This is a genomic window from Klebsiella sp. RIT-PI-d, from assembly GCF_001187865.1.
Taxonomy (GTDB): domain Bacteria; phylum Pseudomonadota; class Gammaproteobacteria; order Enterobacterales; family Enterobacteriaceae; genus Superficieibacter.
The window spans coordinates 306,758-329,885 of the sequence record NZ_LGIT01000009.1 but is presented as its reverse complement, the minus strand read 5'-3'; the positions used below and the strand labels follow the sequence as shown (position 1 = coordinate 329,885).

The window sequence follows — 23,128 nt, the reverse complement described above, 5'->3', positions numbered from 1 at the left end:
GGTCAGGCTCCCAGCGTGGAGCCGCCGTCGACTACGATATCCTGAAGCGTGACATGGCAGGCGAGATCGGAAGCAAGAAACAAAATGGTATTGGCGATGTCCTGAGGTCGGGCGATTTTCCCCAGAGGAATACCGAGCTTAAACTGCTCTGCAAACCCGCGGATACGCTGCTGTTCAGCATCATCGCTTACCCATAGTGTGCGCTGCATATCGGTATCGGTCGAGCCGGGTGACACCAGATTGCAGCGCACACCGCTGGCTGCCAGTTCAAGACCCACCGTCAGCGCGAGGCTTTTGAGCGCTGCTTTCGATGCGCCGTAAGCACTCATGCCGATACGCGGCGTGTGCGCCGCGTCGGAAGCCACGGTGACAATCGCCCCGCTCTGCTGGCGGCGAAACTGCGGCATGGTCTGCTGAAACAGGTTAAATGCGCCGCCGACATTGACGGCAAATGTCTGCTGCCACTCTTCAGCGCTCAGCGCGTCCGTCGCGCCCATGCGTAAAATACCTGCGGCATTGACCAGCACGTCCAGCCGCGCATCGCTGGCCAGCACGCGCTGACAAACATCGGCCACCTGTACTGCATTAGCGACATCAAGGATTTCTGTCGTAAAAGCATAATCCCGGCGATCGAAGGCGAGATCAAAGCCGATCACTTTAGCCCCTGCCCCGGAAAACGCCTGGGCGGTAGCAAAACCAATCCCCTTACCTGCGCCGGTAACCCATACCGTTTTGCCGTGAAAGTCGAAGCCGGACATCATTTTATCTCGCGCGAAAGCAGCGCCCACCACGCGTCCAGCGTCGGATTTTTCGCCAGCATGACAAAATCAATATCGCCGTGGACTTTACGCCAGCGGGCCGCCAGAGCCATCATGCGAACGGAATCCAGGCCGTAATCAATCAGATTTTCATCGTCGAGAGGTTCGTCCGACTCATCCAGCAGCGGCAGGATCAGCGCACGCAATTCGCTCTGACTTGCTGGCACCGGCGCAGGCAGTATGTCCTGCGTCATCAGCACGCGCCCGGAACGACCGGCGACATAATTCAGCGCCATCAAATGTTCATCACGCGTGAAATCTGCCAGCGCGTCGGCCACCATAAACGGCTGGATATCGCGCATAAACGCATCGGTGGCGGTGGTCATACACCCGATGTGGGCATATACCCCGGTAATGATCAGCTGATCGCGCCCGCTGGCCCTGAGCTGTTCTTCCAGCGGCGAGCGATGAAATGCGCTGTAGCGCCATTTCACCAGCACCGTATCGCTCTCATCAGGCGTCAACGCCTCAACCACTTTTTGCTGCTCCGGCGAGCGGGTAAGCCCAGGTCCCCACATATCATTAAGCAGCGCCCGGTCTTCATCGCTCTGCTCTTTCGGCTGTGCGGTGTAATACACCGGAATATTGTGCTGCTTACAGTACTGGCGCAGGGCGGCGATATTGGCGATCACCTGCTCTATCATCGGGCAATTATCGCCCCAGAAACGAATGAAATAGTCCTGCATATCGTGGATCAGTAATGCCGCACGCGCGGGATCAATAGCCCAGTTGACCTTGTTAGTCGGTATGTCGCTGGCGATGGGCAGCGCATAGGCCTGTAATTCAGGGATTGCCATAATATGTTCTCCTTCAGACCGGCGAGCGGGATGCCAGCCATTGACGCAATTGTTTCTTATCGACTTTACCGACCGGCGTCAGCGGCAGTGCCTCAATGCACTCCACGCGATCCGGTAGTTTATAGTCGGCGACGCCCTGCTCACGCAGGAAGCGACGGATCTGTACGGCTCGCAGCGGCGCGCTGACCACCAGCCAGGCGCAGCTTTTCTCGCCCAGCAGCTCGTCCTCCATGCTGACCAGCGCCGCGTGGATCACCGACGGATGGCGCAGCAGCAGATTTTCGATCTCCTCGGCGGCAATTTTTTCCCCGCCGCGGTTGATCTGATCTTTTTCACGCCCCTGTACCGTAATGTAACCCTGCTCATCAATGGCAATCAGATCGCCCGAGCCGTAAAAACCGTTGCGATCAAAGGCGCTGGCATTATGTTCCGGGCTTTTAAAATAACCGCGGAAGGTATACGGGCCCCGGGTCATCAACCGGCCCACGTTGCCAGGCGGCAGCGGATTACCGTCAGCGTCGGCCACCCAGACTTCATCATCCGGGCACATCGGTCGGCCCTGGGTATTAATAATGCGATCCAGCGGGTCGTCGAGCCGGGTATAGTTAACCAGTCCTTCAGCCATCCCGAAGACCTGCTGAAGCTGGCAGCCTAATTCCTGCGGAATGCGCGCCGCAAGGGTGGCGGATAAGCGTGCGCCGCCCACCTGAAGCAGCTCCAGCGATGCCAGCCGGGCACGGCTCTCTCCTTCCGTGATCGCCTGTAACCACAAACTGACCGCAGGCGGCACCAGCGGCGCGACGGTAATCTGATGTTTTTCAATCAGCGGGAAGCAAACCGTGGCGCTGGGATCGGCCGCCAGCACCACCGTTCCCTGCGCCAGAAACACTCCGAGCGCGCCGGGAGAACTGATGGCGTAGTTGTGCGCCGCAGGCAGCGCGCATAAAAAGCGCGTCCGCTCGCTAAAATGACAGATTTCATTACTGCGCCGCACGCTGTAGTAGTAGTCGTTATGGGTGCGGGGAATTAATTTCGGCGTACCGGTGGTGCCACCGGAGAGCTGAAAATAGGCGACCTCATCGGCCGGTGACGGGGTGGCTATAAACTGCTCTGCCGGATGTGAGATTGCCGCGCCAAGATCGTGCTCTCCCCCATCGTGTCGCAACAGGACAATGCGCACGGAACGACACCCGGCGACGAACGGGTTAAGAAAATCATCGCTGGCAAACAGCGGGTGTTCGCGGTCAGCAATAATAAGCGCCGGCTCGATTTGCGCAGCATAGGCGGTTAACTCAGATCGCTGATGGCTGAACAGCGCCATTACCGGGGCAACCCCCAGCTTTAACAGCGCGAAAAAGGTGATATACAGTTCAGCGACGTTGCCCAGTTGCACCAGCGCCGTTTCGCCCGGCTTAATACCCTGATGCTGTAACGCGGCAGCCAGATTATCTGACGCCTGATGTAACTCGCGATAGCTAATATGGCGTTCACCATCAATGACCGCCGTTTTATCACTGTCGGCATGACGGGTGAGAATGTCGGTCAGGGGCAGATCCTGCCAGTAGCCTTTTTCCCGGTACAGGCGGGCAAAATCCTCCGGCCAGCGGGTAAACGGAATACGCATTATCATTCCTTACTGTAGGCCGAAAACATTCAGCATGGTGGAGAGCTTGGTGCCGGTTTCACGCCACTCGGCAATGGGCGACGAGGCAGGCACAATACCTGCGCCGGCGAACAGGCGAATTTGATTTTGATATAGACGGGCGCAGCGGATGGTCACCACCCATTCACCGTTGCCTTCATCATCACACCAGCCAACGATGCCGCCAAACAGTTCGCGCTCAAACGGCTCCAGCTCGGCTATTAATCGCTTCGCCACCTGATGCGGGAAGCCGCTCAGCGCCGGGGTAGGATGCAGCAGGCACGCCAGCGACAGCGCATTCTCCTGCGCATCGCACTCGCCGGTAACCGGCGTTCCCAGATGCCATAACGTTGGGGTGGTAATTAACTGCGGCGATCCCGGCAGGGTCAAATAACGACTGCGCGGCGCCAGCACGCTTTTCATCGCCTGCGTCACCAGATCGTGTTCGTGGCGATCTTTTTCTGAGGCCAGCAGCTTATTGCCGGCTTCCCGATCCAGCACATCATCCGGCTGACGACGGGCGGAACCCGCCAGCGGCAGGGAGCTAAACCGGGTGCCTTCTTTGCGCAGTAATAACTCCGGGCTGGCCCCCAGCAGAACGCCACCGTCGCTGAGCGGCAGATGAAAGTTATAGCTGGCCGGATTCTGGGCAATCAGACGCTCAAGCAACGCACCGCTATTAACCGGCGCGTCGGTAACAATGTCTATCAGGCGGGATAACACCACTTTGTCGACTTCAGGCGTGGCGGTCAGGTCAGCCGCGCGGGCGACCATAGACATAAACGCGTCCTGCTCCGGGATTTCCCGGCGCGTGTCAATTTTCAGCGGCTGTTTGTGGGCCGCATAGCGGGCAGAAAGCTGCTTCTCTTTGCGGGAGAAATCGACCTGGTTTTCAGGAATAAACAATTCGCTGGGCCGGGTGGTATCGAACGGGATCGCCCCGACCAGCACCGGCCTGGCGATGCCCGCGGCTCTTGCCCGGGCAAAGGCCCCGGTGACTGCCTGCTGAAAGGCGCTTTCCGGCTGGTCGCCGCCTTCGGCGGGTTCACTCACGCGCGTAAAGCAGCCCGTGGCGGTAAAACTGCGGAACGGCGACATAAAAAGAAAGCGATCCGCACTCAGCGTCGCGTTTACCTGCTGAAGATCGTCAGCCAGTGACGTTTCCATAATCCTCTCCAAAAACGATAAAGATAATAATTATCATTATATTTTGGCTCGCTAACCTAAAAGCAAAACCGCTTTGTGTCAACCGTCAGGCATAGCATCTTGTGCGGGTAAGACTTGCATCCGTATGACGCAAAGCTGAAAATGAGAAGCATTCACTATAACAACACAGGATACCGGCTCGTGAAATTTTTCTCTTTACCGCGCACTGCGCTACTGGCGCTGGGGCTTTTTGTTTTCGGAGTAACCGCAGCGCCGGCAGCCGACTGGCCGCGTCAGATTGTTGATGGTCACGGTACACAAAACCTCGATCATAAGCCGTTACGTATTGTATCAACCAGCGTAACGCTCACCGGATCGCTGCTGGCGATTGATGCCCCGGTCATCGCCAGCGGTGCAACCACGCCTAATAACCGCGTGGCCGACGGTCAGGGGTTTTTACGCCAGTGGGGCGAGGTGGCAAAAAAACGCCAGCTGGCCCGTTTGTATATTGGTGAACCCAGTGCCGAAGCGGTGGCCGCCCAAATGCCGGATCTGATCCTGATTAGCGCCACCGGCGGCGATTCTGCGCTGGCATTGTACGATCAACTCTCGGCCATCGCCCCGACGCTGGTCATTAATTACGATGATAAAAGCTGGCAGGCGTTATTAACCGAACTGGGTCATATTACCGGCCAGGAAAAACAGGCCGCTGCACGGATTGCCGAGTTTGACAGTCAGCTGGCCCTCGTCAGGCAGCAGATGAAACTGCCGCCGCAGCCGGTCAGCGCTATCGTCTATACGCCTGCGGCGCACAGCGCCAATTTATGGACCGCTGAATCCGCACAGGGCAAACTACTTGAGCAACTCGGCTTTACGCTGGCGACCCTGCCTGCTGGTTTACAAACCAGCCAGAGCCAGGGTAAACGCCACGATATTATCCAGCTTGGCGGGGAACATCTGGCAGCGGGCCTCAACGGCCAGGCGCTATTTCTGTTCGCGGGCGACCAGAAAGATGTCGACGCAGTGTATGCGAACCCGCTGCTTTCCCACCTGCCTGCGGTGCAGAATAAGCAGGTGTGGGCGCTGGGGACTGAAACCTTCCGCCTCGACTATTACAGCGCCATGCGGGTCCTGCAACGGCTGGCCGCGCAGTTCAAATAAGCATTAACCCGCCGGAGCCTCCACGGACGGAGGCGGCTGGCGAAACCGTCGCAGTTCGCTCAGCAGCAGCAGCAGCACGATCCCGATGACCACCAGGCCAAACCCGCTGACGCTGGCAGAGGCGGCTGGCGTCATAATGGCACCCAGCCCGCCCAGTAATGCCGCACCAATGGCGTCACCCGTCACGTTTTGTGCCGTCCATAATCCGTTGATCCGCCCGAGCATTGCTTCCGGGGTCTGACTCTGGATCAGGGTGTATTGCAGCAGGGAGCTTATCGCGCTCAGCCAGCCGAACAGCGCCAGACACAGCGCACCCAGCGCCCAGACGGGCATCAGCGCGAACAGTCCAATGGCAAGGAACGATCCTGTTGTCGCCATGAGCATGATAAGCCCGGGCCGCTGGCGGTGCGCCAGCCTGCCGCTGGTCAACGCCCCCAGCGACGCCCCCAGCGGGATAGCGGCATATAATAGCCCGATTTGTCCGGCAGACATCTGCCAGTTAATGGCCAGCGCCGGATAAAGCACCCGTACCGCGCTTGCCATGGTTAACAATCCGCCGAGCAGCGCAACGCCGCCAATCAGCGGGCTGCGCAGTAAAAAGCGAAACCCGGCGATCAGCGAGGCCAGCGGATGCTCACGCGGCTGCGGCGGCGGCGGTAGTGCAGGTAAGCGCAGTAGCGGTAGCAGGGTCACAAAGGTGCCTGCGGCCGCCAGCCCATAGTTCCATGCCACACCGCCGGTGGCCAGTAAGATACCCCCCAGCATTGGCGAAATGACCGATCCCAGACGCACCGTAAGCATGGTGATTGCGCCGGCCTGCATCAGATTTTCACGCCCCACAAGCGCTGGCGTGGCTGCCAGTAGCGCGGTGACGCCCAGCGAGGCAAAGAAGCCATCCCACAGACCTAACAGATAAATCACCGTCAGCGACGGGTCGGGCAGTAGCGCATTGAGGCACAGGCCAATAAACCCGATCCCACAGGTGCCGCGCGCCAGCAGAATCACTTTTTTGCGCTCGTAGCGGTCCGCCAGCACCCCGCCCACCATCAGACCAATAAACATCGCGCTGCCGGTCAGGGTAACCGCAAGTCCCACCTGCCAGGTAGACTGCGTCATGATCTGGATCTGGACCGGAACGGCAACGCCCAGTAAACCGAGAGAGAGAATAGAAATAAAGCGGGCAAGAAAAACGGCGCGAAACGCAGGATGCGTCTTTAACAGGCTCAGATTAAGCAGCCGGGATTGTTGATTCATAACAAGGCCTTTGCACAATACATTTGCTATCCGAATGCGTTGCGGGTGATTTTGGGGATACCCATTTTGTGGCCGCACATGCTACCATAACCAAATAAGATCGATAACGATAATTACTATCATTATCATGCAATGGAAGCTGTTATGTCGCACTCCCCTTCCCGGCTTCAGGCCATTGCGCTACCGGGACTCCTGCTATTATTAGCGGTAACCGCCGCACTCAGTTTACTGGTAGGCGCGAAGCCCCTGCCCTTTACGGTAGTTGTCGATGCGCTGAGCGGAACCTGCCAAAGCGCGGACTGCACCATCGTTCTTGATGCGCGACTGCCGCGCACGCTTGCCGGAATAATGGCCGGGGCCGCACTGGGCCTCGCCGGTGCACTCATGCAAACGCTCACCCGCAATCCGCTGGCCGACCCGGGAATACTGGGTGTTAACGCCGGGGCCAGTTTTGCTATCGTACTGGGGGCCGCCCTGCTCGGCGTCGCCTCACCGCAACAACAGCTGCTGCTGGCCTTTGGCGGCGCGCTGGCGGCGACGCTGCTGGTCGCCTTTACCGGCAGCCAGGGCGGAGGCCAGCTTAGCCCGGTTCGCCTGACCCTGGCGGGCGTGGCGCTGAGTGCAGTGCTGGAAGGGCTCTCCAGCGGTATCGCCCTGCTTAACCCCGACGTCTACGATCAACTGCGCTTCTGGCAGGCTGGCTCACTGGATATCCGTACCTTGCACACCCTGAAAGTGGTCTTTATTCCGGTCACCCTCGCCGCTGTGTGCGCGCTGTTGCTTAGCCGGGGCCTGAACAGCCTGAGTCTCGGCAGCGATACCGCAACCGCGCTTGGCAACAAAGTAGCCCGGACACAGCTGGTCGGCCTGCTGATTATCACCGTGTTATGCGCCAGCGCCACGGCCGTGGTCGGGCCAATTGCCTTTATCGGCCTGATGATGCCACATGTCGCCCGCTGGCTGATGGGGGCCGATCACCGCTGGTCGCTTCCCGCCACGCTTTTAGCCACGCCGTCACTGCTGCTGCTCGCCGATATTCTCGGACGCCTGCTGGTGCCCGGTGAACTACGCGTGTCGGTGGTCAGCGCGTTTATCGGCGCGCCGGTGCTGATTTGGCTGGTTCGCCGCCGTCAGTCGGGAGGTCTGCGATGAACGTTCTCCCCCGGCGTCTGCTCGTCTGCTGTTTTACCCTCGTCGTCGTCGGCCTGCTGCTGGCGCTCTGGAGCTTGTGCAGCGGTGCGGTTAGCCTGTCGCCGGTACAGGTGATAAGCGCGCTGCTGGGTGAGGCGCCACGAAATATGTCGCTGGTGGTCAATGAATGGCGTCTGCCGCGCGTGCTAATGGCGCTGATCACCGGGGCGGCGCTCGGCGTCAGCGGCGCCATATTTCAGTCGCTGATGCGTAATCCTCTCGGTAGCCCGGATGTTATGGGCCTGAATACCGGGGCGTGGAGCGGCGTACTGGTGGCGATGGTACTGTTTGGTCAGCATCTGACGGCCATTACCGTGGCCGCTACGATCGGCGGCATCCTTACCGCGCTGGTGGTCTGGGCGCTGGCCTGGCGCAACGGAATCGAGACATTTCGCCTGATCATTATTGGCATCGGCATCCGCGCCATGTTGATGGCATTTAACACCTGGCTGCTCTTAAAAGCCTCCCTGGAAACGGCGCTGGCCGCCGGATTATGGAATGCCGGGTCGCTCAACGGGCTGACCTGGGCAAAAACCTGGCCTGCTACACCGCTTATTTTTGTGATGCTGATTTGCGCTACCCTGCTGGTGCGTCGGCTGCGGCTGCTCGAAATGGGCGATGACACTGCCTGTGCCCTCGGGGTCAATGTTGAACGCTCCCGTGTGCTATTAATGCTTGTGGCGGTCCTGCTGACCGCCGCGTCTACCGCACTCGTCGGCCCTGTTTCGTTTATTGCCCTGGTCGCCCCGCATATCGCCCGGCGTCTCAGCGGCAGCGCACGCTGGGGCTTAACCCAGTCAGCACTTTGCGGCGCACTGCTGTTGCTGGCCGCTGATTTTTGCGCCCAGCGCGTTTTCCTCCCCTACCAGCTTCCGGTCGGCGTGGTCACCGTTAGCCTTGGCGGTATTTATCTGATCGTGTTACTTATTCAGGAGTCGCGCAAAAAATGACCGAGACTATTTCCCGTCTGCACGGCGACCAGCTTATGCTCGCTTACGGTAAAAAAACCATTGCTGAGTCGCTCAGCGTGGCGATCCCTGACGGTCATTTTACCGCGATTATTGGTCCCAACGGCTGCGGCAAATCGACCCTGCTGCGGACGTTAAGTCGTCTGATGACGCCGGTGCAGGGCCAGGTATATCTTGATGGGGAACAGATCCAGCGCTATGCCAGCAAAGAGGTGGCGAAGCGCATCGGTCTGCTGGCGCAAAATGCCACTACTCCCGGCGACATTACCGTGCAGGAGCTGGTGGCACGGGGACGTTATCCGCACCAGCCGCTGTTCACCCGCTGGCGGCAGGAAGATGAGGAGGCGGTCACCCGGGCGATGCAGGCAACCCGCATCACCGATCTGGCGACGCAGCCTGTTGATACGCTGTCCGGCGGTCAGCGTCAGCGCGCGTGGATTGCGATGGTGCTTGCTCAGGAGACGGCCATCATGCTGCTGGATGAGCCAACCACCTGGCTGGATATCAGTCATCAAATTGAACTGCTGGAATTGTTGAGTGAACTGAACCGCGAAAAGGGTTATACCCTCGCGGCCGTTTTGCACGATCTCAATCAGGCCTGCCGCTATGCCACCCATCTGATTGCCCTGCGGGACGGAAAGATTGTTGCCGAGGGCGCGCCGGGAGAGATCGTCACCGCAGCGTTGATTGAAAAAATTTACGGCATGAAATGCGTGATTATTGACGATCCGGTCGCAGGAACTCCGCTGGTCGTGCCGCTGGGACGCAGTGCCGCTGCATTATACTGACCTTCCCTTCTTTACGCTTATTTCGTTAAAAACCTCTGAGCCACACTCAACGGCTCAGATTTAGCGCTTTCCAGGCCAATAAAGTTAGCTCAATCTCTTTTTTATTATATGATGCAAGAATAGCTTCAGGCCACTCTATTTTAGCAGGGAAACCCTCAGGGAATAATCAGCTATATAACTAATTATCGAAGTAATTATAAAAAATATGAATACATTAACGATTAATTTTCAATTATTAGAAAATTTAACTTAAAAATTATTTAGTGCCATGATAGGATCTTTCAAGGTAACATTCTGTGAAAAAAAAAGATAACTTAAAACTAAACATTAGTTTACTACAGAAAATTGAGTGCCATTATCTTAAAAAGGAATTTTAAAATGAAGAGGATCTCTTATCTGTGGACAGCATTACTGGTATGCGCATCCTCAACCAGCTATGCCAACATGTCTGTTTATCCAATGGCCGTTGATATAAATTCCGAGGGTGAAGGTAGCGTCCGCGTAATATCAAGAACAGATGAAGTTCAATATATTAAGTCAACAACTCTCATTGTATCCGGAAGAAATACGCCACAGGAAAAAGAAACCGAAATTTCCGTTGGCGATCCGAATGCTATTGTCGTTATGCCGCCTAAGTTCGCCCTTCCCGCAGGTGCCACTAAAATGGTGCGTCTGGTCGCAATGGAGCCAGTGCAGGAAGAGACCACGTACCGGGTAAAATTCGAGGCGGTACCGCAGCTGGAAAACCCGCTTGGCGCTAATGCTAACAGCGGTGTTAAATCGCAGGTTACGCTCAATCTTATTTGGGGCGTATTAGTGAGCGTACCGCCAGCACATCCTCATTTGAGTATGCAACTACAACCCGGCGGACAAATTCAAAACAACGGCAATCAGCGATTTAAAATTTTAAAGACGGGTTTGTGCAAAAAGAATCAGGCTGCAAAAGAATGTGTATGGCAGGAAGTAGATAAAAATATTTATCCAGGTTCAGGCTATACACCAAATAACGTACTGAATTACGACCGCGTTGTTGTTCAGTACTGGAACTGGATTGATAAGTCAAAATATTCGAAAGACTTTGCAATTCGTTAAGTTTTAATTATATGGAAATAAATAAATGAAACGTACGATTATTACATCTTTACTGGCACTGGCTGTGGTGTCTACCATGGGTTCCGCAATGGCAGTACAAAAGGATATTACTGTCACTGCAAGCGTTGATGCAGCGCTGGATATGACCCAAACCGATGGCTCCTCTCTGCCGAAAAATATTGATATGCAGTACTTTCCGGGCACGGGTCTGGCACCCTATTCACTGATGACTAAAATCTGGTCAAACGACGTGTCAAAGGATATAAAAATAAAACTGGTTAGTGATTTTTCCCTGATTAATAACATTGGCGGAGAGACGGTTCCAATGACGGTTAAATGGGGTAACAGTGAGCTGACCACCACCGACACCACGCTGAAGGCAACTGAGCTGTTCCCAAATACGGCTGATGCCGTCAAAACCGGTTCAGTTGCTAAACAATTGCAGATTTCCCAGACCGTACAAGAACCACTGAATACCGGTACATATCAGGGCGTAGTGAGCCTTTATCTATATCAGTAATTGCAGACAGGACAGCAATGAACCGGGGACTTTCTTCGGTTCATTTTTACCATAACAGGGATGATGGTTGAGTAATGAAAAAGTCAATTTTTGGATTAGTCATCTTTTCCATGCTCAATGTAGCGACCGCGCGCACAGATAAAATTCCGCCGGGCTTTGAAGCTATTGTACTCGGTCAACAGGAATACGTTGATGTCTTTCTTGCCGGACGGCACTTAGGTAAATTCTATGCGACCGTCAATCTCGACAGCGTAAAATTCGAGCAGCCGCAAAAAATTATTGCTGCAATGGCATTAGGTGATAATAAAACCTATGCTGTCAATATCGGTAAAAAATTAAATCAACCGCTGGCACGCCATGGTGAACTTGCCTGTTCAGCAAATAATGTCAGCACCGGCTGTGGTTATATTACGACTGATGACGTTGCACTGATTTATAATGATGAACAGAACGCCGTTGACCTTTTTTTGAATAAAGCGTGGTATCCGGATGATACGACACGTTCGCTGTATTTGACGCCTAACGCCGATGACAATGTGGCAAACGCGTTTATCCACCAGCAGGATCTTAACGTCGCCATTCAGGATGATTTTAAATCGGCATATCTGCAAGGAACAGGTGCGCTGGGGGTAACGGAAAATAGTTATATTGGGGCTTACTGGAACCTCAACAGTAACGAGAGTGACGGTGAATCACAGACGGATGCAGACGTTAACGAACTGTATTATCGCTATGATTTTTTGAGCCGCTTTTACGTGCAGGGCGGGCGAATGGACAGTCGTAGTCTGTTTAACCTTGACGGCGGTAACTTTACTTTCTCCTTTTTACCCCTCGACAAATTTGACGGGTTCCGCACAGGTTCGACGCTCAGCTACCTTAACCGCGATCGGGCCAGCCAGGGGACACCGGTCAGCGTCCTACTTTCCCGCAGCTCCCGCGTAGATGCTTATCGGGACAATCAGTTACTCGGTTCGTTTTATTTGAGCGGCGGTAACCAGATGCTGGATACCTCGTCATTTCCGTCGGGAAGCTACACCCTGCAACTGAAAATATATGAGAGCAACCAGCTTGCCCGTACCGACGTCGTGCCATTCACTAAAACCGGCGATCTGACGGACGGTCATATTCAGTGGTTTATGCAGGCGGGAAGATTAAGCGATGATGACGATACGTCCATTAACGACGATGACAGCGACAGTCATCCCACCTCGGCGCAGGCCGGTCTGCGCATTCCGGTCACAGCCCGCAGTGACGTCATGCTCGGCGTTGCCTCAGTAGACAATAACTTCTCAGCAGAAATTAACACTCATATTACTCCCTCATTTGACGCCTTCGGCGATACGGACTTGCAAAACGGTTTCTACCGCACCGATCGGGGTGGGAGCGGCAATATGCAACAGTTGAACTGGCATGCCGACAATCTGCCCTCATTGAGTTTCTATCGTAAGGATACGCGTGGTGGGGAGTGCTCCGGGGATAACGACGCAAATGATGCCGATCTCGACTGTTTTGAAAGCATCAGCGCGGGTATCTCACAGAATATTTATAACTGGAACCTGTCATTAAACTGGAACCGTACCCGTAATCATGCGGACTATCACACTCGCTGGGATAACGACGACAGTTTTACCGATAACTATTTTAGCCAGACGGATGCAAATTCGACTTCCGATAACGTGCAGCTTAGCGCGACCCGCAGCTTTACTCTGAGTAACTGGATTATCAATACCAATTTTGGCGTGTTTACCCGAGATGACAGCAACTGTGACAGTGACGATCGCGGCGGCTATTTGATGTTAACCTTCAATGAAGCGCCTCGTCAGGATGCCAGCGCACGCAGCCACTCCACGACCTTTGGCGCTGATTATCGAAACAGTAAGAATGCCAGCGAGCAGACGTCCTGGAATATGTCTCGTACCTGGTATGACGACAATATCAACCATAAAGAAGTCGGTGTTAGCCTTAGCGGTATCAATACTGATACGCTGGACAGCGGGGTTAATGGCCGTATCGATAGCCTGTATGGCAATATGAGTGCTAACCTCTCGGACAGCTATGACCGTAAAGATCGCGATCATACTACCGCTTTTACCGGCAGCTATAGCTCAACGCTGGCGGTAAGCCGTCATGGTGTGCAAATCGGCCGCTCCGGCAATGGCGATCCGTCAGCTGCCGTGCTGGTGTCAGTGCGAAATATCGCAGAAGACACATCGGAGCCGTTGTCTGTCGATGCTAACGCCAACGGCAACAAGGCCAGCCTGACCGGCAATGAATCCGTGCTGTTCCCGTATACCGGTTACGAAATGGGCTACGTAGAAGTTAATGACAGCTCGCGTAAGCATCAGAGCGGGACCACCAATGTAATTACGGGTTCGGGTAAGCAAAATCTGATGCTTCTGCCGGGTAAACTACGCTATCGCGAAGTTTCTGCCTCATTTAACGACAACTATATTGGTCGCCTGCTGCTGCCAGAAAGCATGAAACATTTACCGGTAATAGGTCTGAACAGCACCATGCTGCTGATGGCAGAAAACGGCGGATTTACGCTGGAAATGCAGGGAGACTCAAGGGATCTGTTCATTCTTGCCGCACAGTCCTTCCTGAAATGCCCGCTTAACATCGTCAAGAAGCGCGCCAGCATTCGTTATGCCGGAGAGGTGGTTTGTTCCGTCATATCCTATGAACAGTTACCACCGCAGGTTCAGGTCCAGGCACAGTTAAAACAGTCGTTGCGTAAACAGGCCCTGGAAACGGCACAAAGGGAGAATGTGCAATGAAATGGATAAAATTTTTATGGGTATGTGCAATATTCACCAGCGGCTACGCCGAAGCCACCACCGTTGTTGGCCCTACACCGACAGTAAGCACTATGCAGGAATATGAACTCTCCGGTGGCGCGCCTGCCGACGTTTATCTGTGGGATCATGATTTTACGGGATACTCAACCGGCCAGGCTTACCATGGTACCTATGACTGTAATAATTCCGCGTTGCACCAGACCTGTACGCATCAAAGTAAGAAGGGCTCAACCATCTCTATGGTACTGACTGAAAGACGAAGTAAAATGCAGCATACTTTTAAGGTTCAGGCGTATCTTGAAAACTTGTACTACGACAGCGCCGATCCTGCTAACTCAAGCTATTGTGCTGGTAAGCAGAGCCTTAACTCCTGGGAAGACTGGGCTTGTTTCAATGATACCTGGAGCATACATACTAACTCCAAAACGTTAACCGTATGGATAACACAAAACGAGATGAATGCTCTTCCCATCGGGGGGATATGGGAGGGCCAACTCAAGCTGAAATACAGCGGTGGCGGTACCATTGATTACACTGCCAACATTACCCTGAAAGGCAAGGCCACCGGCAAACAAGACATCTACTTTCCGGAATTTAACAGCGCTAATCCGCTGGTCCAGCTCGATCTGCATCCCACGGGTTCCGTTACCGGGAACAGTTTTACCGAAGATGTCACTACGCTGGATATGTGTTTATACGATGGCTACAACTCGAACAGCGATAGCATGAAACTGTCGTTCAATGATGAAGGTAAATCCGGGGCCAATCGTAAAAACGGTTATTTCTCTATTTATAATACCGTTTCCGGTGGAACGGCTGAAGCTGAACGCATTGATTATCGCCTTGAGATGTTCGATCCCCACAGCAAAGGGTGGATGACGGTGAAAAACAGCAACACTTTCACATTGCAGGCGGGACAAAACGGTACCGATCGGATCCGTCCGGTCAGATTGCCGACGATCACCTACCCGGTACTTTGCGCCCCGACACCGCTGCGTCTTATTGTCGATAAATTCAGGATCGCCGACAAAGTCGCCGGATATTATAAAGGGACGCTGCGCGTTGAGTTTAGCCCCAGCCTGAACAGTATTTAATGATTATCCTCCTCGCGGATCACACGATAGCCGGGTTTCCCCGGCTATCAGGCTTATCCCAGGATCTCTTTTAATATGGGTCCGATCGATTCAAATGACTGGGGCGAAATAATGTCGACGTGGGCGCAATCCTGACGATACACTTCCAGCTCATCGACCCACGGTGACCATACCTGATGCGGTTCCATACCCGGCGTTAATGTGCGTTCTGCCACAAACAGCGTCGCCTTGCCCGCAAATCGCGCGCTGTGCGCCGTGGTCAGCAACCTGACCGCATCAGCATAATTGCCCTCAATGGTAGTAAACATTTCACCGGCATCCTGCCCGCTGCGGGCGGCAAGAAACGCTTCACGCTCACGGTTAATCTCTGCCAGCACCTCAGGATCTAACCCATTAGCCTCTTTTTGTGCCCAGTTCTGTGTTTCCGGCGGCCAGGTATCAAGCAGGCCAAGAAAAGCGACCTCTTCTCCCCGATCCCGCAGCCGCGCGGCGATGCCCTGCGCCAGCGTACCGCCAAGCGAATACCCGAACAGGTAATACGGGCCGTGCGGTTGCTGCGCCAGCAGCGTGGCGAGATGCTGTTCACAGACCTCGTTGAGGGTGGCTGAGGTTGCCATCGGTCCTGCCGGGCGCGGAGATTGAATACCGGTGATTGACCAGCGCGCCGGGAGATAGCGCGACAAGACGCTAAACTGCCAGGCAAAACCGGAAGCCGGATGGAAGCAGAACAGCGTTGGCCCCGGCCCGTCACGCAGCGGCAGCAGCGGCTCATAGCCCAGCCGGGCGGCGTGTTCGTCGTGTGCCGGGGAATCGAGAAGCGCGCTCAGTTTACCCACGCTTGACGCCACCATAATCTGCCCCGCTGTAACCTCACGGGCAAACTGACGACTTAAGTGGGCCGCCAGCCGCATCGCCAGCAGGGAGTGCCCGCCGAGGGCAAAGAAATCGGCGTCAACATCATTCACCTCGCCGCCCAGCAGGTGCGAAAAGGCCTGAGCCACGTCGGTTTCGCTGCCGGGAAGCGGCGCACGACCGCGATGGTTTACCGCCGGCGCAGGCCGCGGAAGCGTCTTGCGATCCAGCTTGCCGTTAGCACTCAACGGTAGTTCATTCAGCGGGATTAATACTACCGGCACCATATGCGGCGGAAGGCGCTGGCGCAGCTGTTGATGCAGGGCAGCGGTGTCCTGCGGCAGACCAGCGTCAAAAACCAGATAGCCGACCAGCTGGCGTGCGTCGCCGCCGCCGACAGCGGCCGCCTCATTAAATATGCAGGCATGAGCAACGGCCTGCACAACCCCCGGCAGCGACAGCATCGCGCGATCAATCTCACCCAGTTCAATACGCTGTCCGCGGATTTTAAGCTGATCGTCACTGCGCCCGAGGTATTCTACCGCGCCGTTGTCCAGCCAGCGGGCAACGTCACCGGTACGGTACATCCGCTGGCCAGGCGCGAACGGATCGGCAATAAACCGGCTGGCGGTAAGATCGGGACGTCCCAGATACCCTTGCGCTAGCTGAATACCGGTAAGATAAAGATCGCCTGCCACGCCCGGCGGCACCGGATGCATCATGGCGTCAAGGATCCGCAGCCCGGTATTCCATACCGGATAGCCAATCGGCACGCTATTGCCGGTGACGGCGGCCAGCTCCGGGCCGTATGCTGGATACCAGCTCACATCCACGGCAGCTTCAGTCGGACCATAAAGATTGTGCAGCGGTACGCCGGTCAGCTGCTCCCACTCGCGGCACAGCCCCGTGGGAAGCGCTTCGCCGCTACAAAACACGCGTTTCAGCGTGCCACAGCGTGCTTTTGCACTGTCGGCATCCAGTGAGGCGACAAACGCCGCCAGCATTGAAGGCACAAAATGGGTCGTTGTTACCGCAAAATGGCTAAAGAAACGCTGCATGGCCCGCGGATCGCGATGGGCATCTGGCTCTGCCATCGCCAGACTGGCACCCGCAATAAACGGCCAGAAAAATTCCCATACCGAGACGTCAAAACTGGACGGCGTTTTTTGCGCTACCACATCACTGGCGCTTAACACATACTGTTCCTGCATCCACAGCAGGCGATTGACGATAGCCGTTTGCCCGACCATCACGCCTTTCGGGCGTCCGGTAGAGCCGGACGTAAAAATGATATAGGCGGTATGCTCAGGGCGGGAAAGCGCCAGCGGCGGCGCATCTGACGGTGGCAACAGCGCGGTGTAACACATCTTCTGCAGATCGGGCAGATCGCCAAAGCGGGCGCGCTGATCGTCTGAGATCAGCAGAAGCTGCGGGTGGGCATCTTCCAGCATCATATGCAGACGGTCGTCAGGATAGCCGGTATCCAGCGGTAGCCAGGCCGCCCCCACCTCGACGATGGCGTGGAGCGCAAGGGTTAAAAATACCGAGCGCGGCAGGGCTACGGCCACACAGTCACCGGGCCTGACGCCTTTTTCGCGCAGTACCAGCGCCAGCGCCATCACCTGCTGGCGCATCTGCCGATAACTCAATCGGTGATGGGCATCAGCCAGCGCCAGCGCATCCGGCGTACTGGATGCCTGTTCCGCCACCAGCGCGCTTAATGTCGTCGACGGCAAAGGGTGGTCGGTGTGGTTGATCTGCGCTATTTGCTGCCATTCCCCGGCAGAAATCAACTCTGCTTCGCCGCAGCGCAGCTGCGGACAGGCGGCAAACTGGGCAAGTAGCGCATCCAGGCGGGCAACGTGCGCGGTGAGGCTCGCTTCATCGTAGCGTTGCTTACTGGCAAGTACCTCCAGCGACAGGCCGCCGTCTTCATCCGGGAACAGCGCCAGTTCAAGATCGTTAACCGGGCCGGTCGCCAGCGTGTGGGTGGTTGCGCTAATTCCCTCCAGATCGAGCTGATAATCGAACACTTTGATGTTGAATACCGGGCCAAACAGCGGTTCATCCCCGGCGGCGCGTCCGCTGTCGCGAACAATTTGCTCGGCATCATAACGCTGATGGCGACGCATTTTTTTGAGCTGTCCGGCAAGACGCATCGCCAGCTGAGGCAAGGTTTCCTGCGGATCGAGCATCACCGAAAGCGGCAGCACGTTGAGAACCGGTCCGCTAGCGGTAAGTGCTGCTGATCCCATCCGGCGCATAAAGATAAACCCGGCGGCATAGTCGTTACGTCCGCACAGTCGTCCCAGCCATAACGCAGCCAGCGCCAGCGCCAGATCGACCCGCTGGCAATCAGGTGCAGCGGCGGCCAGCCGGCTAAAGTCTGCACGGCTGGCGCAACGTTTCAGGCGCAAAATAGCGCTACTTGTTGCCCGGCCCGGCAGCGCAGCCGCCGAGAGCGACGCCGGCGCGGGAAGCTGGCGACGCTGCTGCGCCCAGAATTGCGCATCGCGCGTCCAGGTCGCACTGTCACGGTAGCGCTGATACTCCTCCACCACCTCGCTAAACGGGGTAAATGGCGATGCTGGCGTCGATTCCCCACGCTGCCACGCCCGGTAAATAGCGGCGATCTGGCGGGTAATAGCCGGGAAACTGAAGCCATCAACCAGCAAATGGTGGTAACGCTGATACCAGTACCACCTTGTATCGCTGACCTGAATCAGTTGATGGCATATCAGCGGATTACCGCTGTCGACGCGTAAATTCTGATCGAGATCGGCATGCATTAACGCCAGTGCGGTCTCATGCGGGCAGGCAGACGCCCGCACATCAACCTGCGCGGGCAGCGAAAATTCGGCGTGCTCATCCACCCATTGCCAGACTTCGCCCTCCTGTTCGGTAAAGCGCATCCGTAGCGTATCGGCCTGCATCATCCCGGCCGCTATCGCCTGCTGTAGCAGCGCGGCATCCAGTTCACCGTGAAGTTCAACATAGTGGGCGACGCTCCAGGCATTGGGCAGGGTGGAGAGTTTTTCAGCCATCCAGATACCAGGCTGAGCGGCTACCAGAGGCAGACGAGGGGTCATAATATCTTCCTTAACGGGCATAATGCGCGGGTGCGAGCGTGGTCCAGTGATGGGTCAGCCAGTCATTACAGGCCTGCGGAGACTGCGGCGTGCAAATCACCGTCCAGCCCTGCGGCAACGCACAGTGCTGTGGCCAGAGGCTAAACTGCTGCTGCTCATTTTGCAGAATATAAAACTGCCCTTCTGAGCTATCGAAAGGGTTACTGAATTGCATTGCCAACTCCCGTTATGATTGCGGCTGCAAAAGAGAAATCAGTCCCGAGATGAGGCCGCCGCGCCAGCACAGGGCATCATGCCCACCTTCAACGGGTCGCCATTCCACCGCCTGGCCCACCTGATGCAGAGCCTCACACAGCGCCAGATTGACTCGCATGATGATCGGTTCACGAACGCCTGCTTCCAGCACCAGCTTCAGACCTTCAGGCTTCAGCGCGCCGCGGGCGATCGCCTGTACCAGCGCGCCTGGTTGTTGCCCGCCGCGCTGCGGCCACCAGTACGATCCTGACTGACTGAGCACGCAGCCAAAACGTTGCGGCCAGTGCAGCGCGGCATACAGCGACGACAGCCCGCCAAAACTCTGTCCGGCAACAACCGTTTTATCGGCCCGCTCGCTGAAAGGTGCTAACGCATGAACCTGCGGCAGCAGTTCATCCTGCACCGCCTGCCAGAAATCCGGGTTGCAGGGTAATTCAACGCTGCGCCGGGCCGTATCAATGGCATCAATCAGCACATACACGGCGGCGGGAAGTTGCCCTTCATGGGTAAGCGTGGTTAAAGCAGGCCAGATCGGCATGCTCCCGGCCCAGAACTGACCGTCCAGCAGGATCACCAGCGGACGATCGGCCCCGTTATCCTCACCGCTGGAAAATACCCATACCCGGCGCTCGTTACCCAGCCGATCGCTGTGCCAGCGCAGCAGTTCAGGCGACGGACACTGCGCTGCCGGAGAGTGCCAGCCAGGCTGGACCGGCGCATCGGGCATTTCCAGGGCCGATACCGGGTGACCACGACCGCCCTTCCAGCTCTGCGCATTCAGCGGATCGGCCAGCGCGCGCGGCAGCAATTTACGCCAACCTTCGCGTAGTGCCGTCCGGTCCAGCGCGCCGTCAATAAAGACGTCGGGTGCAAAATCGCCGTCCCGCTCAGAGGGAATAAAACAATAGCTACCCCGCCAGTCCGCTGCCAGCCAGGTTTGCCACTGCCAGACGTCAGTACCGGGAACACGCTGCAGGGTCTGCGGAACGGCATTTTGATGGTGATCGGTGACGCCGGTGATGTAAATCCATACCCGGCGCACCTGAGACTGTACGCCAGCAGGATCGCGCCATAAAAAAGTGACCCGACAGCGCTCTCCTTCCCGCACGATTTGCGGGCCATTTTGCGCACGCCACCAGGCTTCACTACCCGTTAACATACTTGCCACAATATTAACCCTTTGTTTATGTGAATCTTTTTTTTAATCGTTAAATTTTATTGATAATATTATTGATAACTATTTGCATTTGCAATAGCGTAATGGCGCGCTGTGGCAGCGCAGATCCTAAAACCATGCTATGGGCTGAGTGATTCAGGGAAGTGGCACTAAGCACCCCGGCAATAATAAGGTCAGCACCCTGAGCACCGGGACGGGATTAACAGGGATGCGGCAACGAAAAGCAGGACTGATAATGAATAACAAAATTCACTCCCTGGCCTTGCTGGTCAATCTGGGAATTTACGGGGTAGCGCTTCCACTGCATGCGGAAGAAAGCACCCCATCCGACGGCGAAACGATGGTCGTGACCGCCGCACAGCAAAATCTTCAGGCTCCCGGCGTATCAACGATTACCGCCGACGAGATCCGCAAAAATCCTCCCGCCCGCGACGTGTCTGAAATTATTCGCACCATGCCCGGGGTTAACCTGACCGGTAACTCCACCAGCGGCCAGCGCGGCAATAATCGCCAGATTGACATCCGCGGTATGGGGCCGGAAAACACCCTGATCCTGATCGACGGTAAACCGGTAACCAGCCGTAACTCCGTGCGTCTGGGCTGGCGCGGCGAGCGCGATACCCGTGGTGACACCGGTTGGGTGCCGCCGGAAATGATCGAGCGTATTGAAGTTCTGCGTGGTCCGGCGGCCGCCCGTTACGGCAACGGCGCGGCGGGTGGCGTGGTCAATATCATCACCAAAAAAAGCAGCGGCGAATGGCACGGCTCGTGGGATACCTATCTGGATGCGCCGGAACATAAGGATGAAGGATCAACCAAACGCACTAACTTCAATCTGACCGGCCCGCTGGGCGCCGATTTCAGCTTCCGTCTTTACGGTAATCTGGATAAAACGCAGGCCGACGCCTGGGATATTAACCAGGGTCATCAGTCGGAACGTACCGGTATTTATGCCGATACCCTGCCTGCCGGACGTGAAGGGGTAGAAAATAAAGATATCAACGGCGTGCTGCGCTGGGATTTCGCCCCGATGCAATCGCTGGAATTTGAGTCCGGCTACAGCCGTCAGAACAACCTCTACGCGGGCGATACGCAAAATACCAATACCAACGCACTGGTGAAGAAAAACTACGGTAAAGAGACTAACCGGCTCTATCGCCAGACCTATTCTCTGACCTGGAACGGCGGCTGGGATAGCGGTATCACTACCAGTAACTGGGCGCAGTACGAACATACGCGTAACTCGCGCACCCCAGAAGGTCTGGCGGGCGGTACGGAAGGCATTTTCGATCCCAACGCAACGCAGAAATTTGCCGATATCGATCTGAGTGATGTGCTGCTCCACAGCGAAATTAATCTGCCTTTCGAGTGGCTGGTTAATCAGAACCTGACGCTTGGCAGCGAATGGAACCAGCAGCGCATGAAGGATATGACCTCAAACGGTCAGACGTTTATGGGGGGCGATATTCCGGGTTACGCTAGCACCGATCGCAGTCCGTACTCGAAAGCTGAGATTTTCTCCCTGTTTACCGAAGACAACATTGAGCTGACCGACAGCACCATGCTGACGCCAGGCCTGCGTTTCGATCATCACAGCATTGTAGGTAATAACTGGAGTCCATCTCTGAACCTGTCGCAGGGTCTTGGCGATGATTTCACCCTGAAAATGGGCATTGCCCGCGCCTATAAAGCGCCAAGTCTGTATCAGACCAACCCGAACTACATTTTGTACAGCAAGGGCCAGGGCTGCTACGCCAGCGGCACCGGCGTGGGCTGCTACATGATGGGCAACGACGATCTGAAAGCGGAAACCAGCATCAATAAAGAGATTGGCCTGGAGTTTAAACGCGACGGCTGGCTGGCCGGGTTGACCTGGTTCCGCAATGATTATCGCGACAAGATTGATGCGGGTTATTCGCCGATTAGCCAGACCGGTACCGGGAAAGTCAAAACGGATATCTATCAGTGGGAGAACATTCCGAAAGCGGTGGTCGAGGGGCTGGAAGGTACTGTTAATGTGCCGGTCAGCGACACGGTTAACTGGACCAACAACATGACTTATATGTTGCAGAGTAAGAATAAAGAGACCGGCGAACGTCTGTCGATTATTCCGCAGTACACCGTTAACTCGACCCTGAGCTGGCAGGTGCAGGAGGATTTATCGGTTCAGTCGACATTAACCTGGTATGGCAAACAGCAGCCGAAAAAGTATAACTATCAGGGTAAACCGGCAGTGGGTTCAGAAACCAACGAGGTGAGTCCTTATAGCATCGTCGGTCTGAGTGCGACCTGGGATGCAACGAAAAACGTCAGTCTGACTGGCGGCGTGGACAACGTGTTTGATAAACGTCACTGGCGTGCAGGTAACGCGCAAACGACTGGCGGAACTACGGGTTATATGTATGGCGCAGGCGCTGAGACTTATAACGAGTCAGGGCGTACCTGGTATATGAGCGTGAATACGCACTTTTAACAGGACGGGGCTG

General features: G+C 55.8%; 16 protein-coding genes and 1 pseudogene. 9 read left to right on the top strand and 8 right to left on the bottom strand.

Annotated features, from left to right (window positions below):
* Nucleotides 1–2: 2 nt before the first annotated feature.
* Genes entA through entC form a run of 4 tightly spaced genes read right to left on the bottom strand, consistent with a single transcriptional unit; the run spans nt 3 to nt 4,424 of the window.
* Entirely contained in the window at nt 3–758 is a 756-nt protein-coding gene (gene entA / locus AC791_RS08130) for a 2,3-dihydro-2,3-dihydroxybenzoate dehydrogenase EntA (protein WP_049839968.1), read from the bottom strand.
* Nucleotides 758–1,615, bottom strand: coding sequence for an isochorismatase (locus AC791_RS08125; protein WP_049839967.1), 858 nt, complete (start codon nt 1,613–1,615; stop codon nt 758–760). The genes entA and AC791_RS08125 overlap by 1 nt, the downstream gene beginning before the upstream one ends.
* A gap of 13 nt (nt 1,616–1,628) precedes the next feature.
* Nucleotides 1,629–3,239 carry a (2,3-dihydroxybenzoyl)adenylate synthase EntE gene (entE, locus tag AC791_RS08120; protein ID WP_049839966.1) on the bottom strand — a complete coding sequence of 537 codons (1,611 nt, stop codon included), beginning with the start codon at nt 3,237–3,239 and terminating at the stop codon, nt 1,629–1,631.
* 9 nt (nt 3,240–3,248) lie between these two features.
* Entirely contained in the window at nt 3,249–4,424 is a 1,176-nt protein-coding gene (gene entC, locus AC791_RS08115) for an isochorismate synthase EntC (protein ID WP_049839965.1), read from the bottom strand.
* A gap of 180 nt (nt 4,425–4,604) precedes the next feature.
* Between entC and fepB the strand changes: the two genes are divergently transcribed.
* On the top strand, nt 4,605–5,564 hold the full coding sequence (gene fepB / locus AC791_RS08110; protein ID WP_049839964.1) for a Fe2+-enterobactin ABC transporter substrate-binding protein: 960 nt from the start codon (nt 4,605–4,607) through the stop codon (nt 5,562–5,564).
* A gap of 3 nt (nt 5,565–5,567) precedes the next feature.
* On the opposite strand, the gene entS is transcribed toward fepB, so the two are convergent.
* Nucleotides 5,568–6,818, bottom strand: coding sequence for an enterobactin transporter EntS (entS, locus tag AC791_RS08105; protein WP_049839963.1), 1,251 nt, complete (start codon nt 6,816–6,818; stop codon nt 5,568–5,570).
* 144 nt (nt 6,819–6,962) lie between these two features.
* Between entS and fepD the strand changes: the two genes are divergently transcribed.
* The 7 genes from fepD (at nt 6,963) to AC791_RS08070 (ending at nt 15,269) form a co-directional block, all read left to right on the top strand.
* A complete protein-coding gene (gene fepD, locus AC791_RS08100; RefSeq protein WP_049839962.1) occupies nt 6,963–7,970 on the top strand; it encodes a Fe(3+)-siderophore ABC transporter permease in 1,008 nt (335 codons plus the stop codon).
* Complete coding sequence (gene fepG, locus AC791_RS08095) at nt 7,967–8,959, top strand: iron-enterobactin ABC transporter permease (protein WP_049839961.1); 993 nt, start codon at nt 7,967–7,969, stop codon at nt 8,957–8,959. Before fepD ends, fepG begins: the two co-directional genes overlap by 4 nt.
* The gene (gene fepC, locus AC791_RS08090) at nt 8,956–9,765 is read left to right on the top strand and encodes an iron-enterobactin ABC transporter ATP-binding protein (RefSeq protein WP_049839960.1); all 810 of its coding nucleotides are present in this window, start codon (nt 8,956–8,958) and stop codon (nt 9,763–9,765) included. The genes fepG and fepC overlap by 4 nt, the downstream gene beginning before the upstream one ends.
* Nucleotides 9,766–10,143: 378 nt before the next feature.
* The gene (locus AC791_RS08085) at nt 10,144–10,857 is read left to right on the top strand and encodes a fimbria/pilus periplasmic chaperone (RefSeq protein ID WP_049839959.1); all 714 of its coding nucleotides are present in this window, start codon (nt 10,144–10,146) and stop codon (nt 10,855–10,857) included.
* Between the two features lie 25 nt (nt 10,858–10,882).
* Nucleotides 10,883–11,377, top strand: coding sequence for a CS1 type fimbrial major subunit (locus AC791_RS08080; RefSeq protein ID WP_049839958.1), 495 nt, complete (start codon nt 10,883–10,885; stop codon nt 11,375–11,377).
* A gap of 74 nt (nt 11,378–11,451) precedes the next feature.
* On the top strand, nt 11,452–14,154 hold the full coding sequence (locus tag AC791_RS08075; RefSeq protein WP_049839957.1) for a TcfC E-set like domain-containing protein: 2,703 nt from the start codon (nt 11,452–11,454) through the stop codon (nt 14,152–14,154).
* The gene (locus AC791_RS08070) at nt 14,151–15,269 is read left to right on the top strand and encodes a CfaE/CblD family pilus tip adhesin (RefSeq protein WP_072094314.1); all 1,119 of its coding nucleotides are present in this window, start codon (nt 14,151–14,153) and stop codon (nt 15,267–15,269) included. The genes AC791_RS08075 and AC791_RS08070 overlap by 4 nt, the downstream gene beginning before the upstream one ends.
* Before the next feature lie 53 nt (nt 15,270–15,322).
* Here the strand turns inward: AC791_RS08070 and entF are convergent, their stop codons facing one another.
* From entF to fes, 3 genes and pseudogenes are all read right to left on the bottom strand, one after another.
* Nucleotides 15,323–19,210: an enterobactin non-ribosomal peptide synthetase EntF gene (entF, locus tag AC791_RS08065; protein WP_049839956.1), complete on the bottom strand. Its 3,888-nt coding sequence runs from the start codon at nt 19,208–19,210 to the stop codon at nt 15,323–15,325.
* A 10-nt stretch (nt 19,211–19,220) separates the two neighbouring features.
* Nucleotides 19,221–19,424, bottom strand: coding sequence for an MbtH family protein (locus tag AC791_RS08060; protein ID WP_049839955.1), 204 nt, complete (start codon nt 19,422–19,424; stop codon nt 19,221–19,223).
* Nucleotides 19,425–19,436: 12 nt separating this feature from the next.
* A pseudogene (gene fes, locus AC791_RS08055) lies at nt 19,437–20,642 on the bottom strand (enterochelin esterase); the annotation flags it as partial.
* Nucleotides 20,643–20,877: 235 nt separating this feature from the next.
* On the opposite strand from fes, the gene AC791_RS08050 reads away from it, so the two are divergent.
* Nucleotides 20,878–23,115, top strand: a complete 2,238-nt coding sequence (locus AC791_RS08050; RefSeq protein ID WP_049839953.1) for a TonB-dependent siderophore receptor — start codon at nt 20,878–20,880, stop codon at nt 23,113–23,115.
* Nucleotides 23,116–23,128 lie beyond the last annotated feature (13 nt).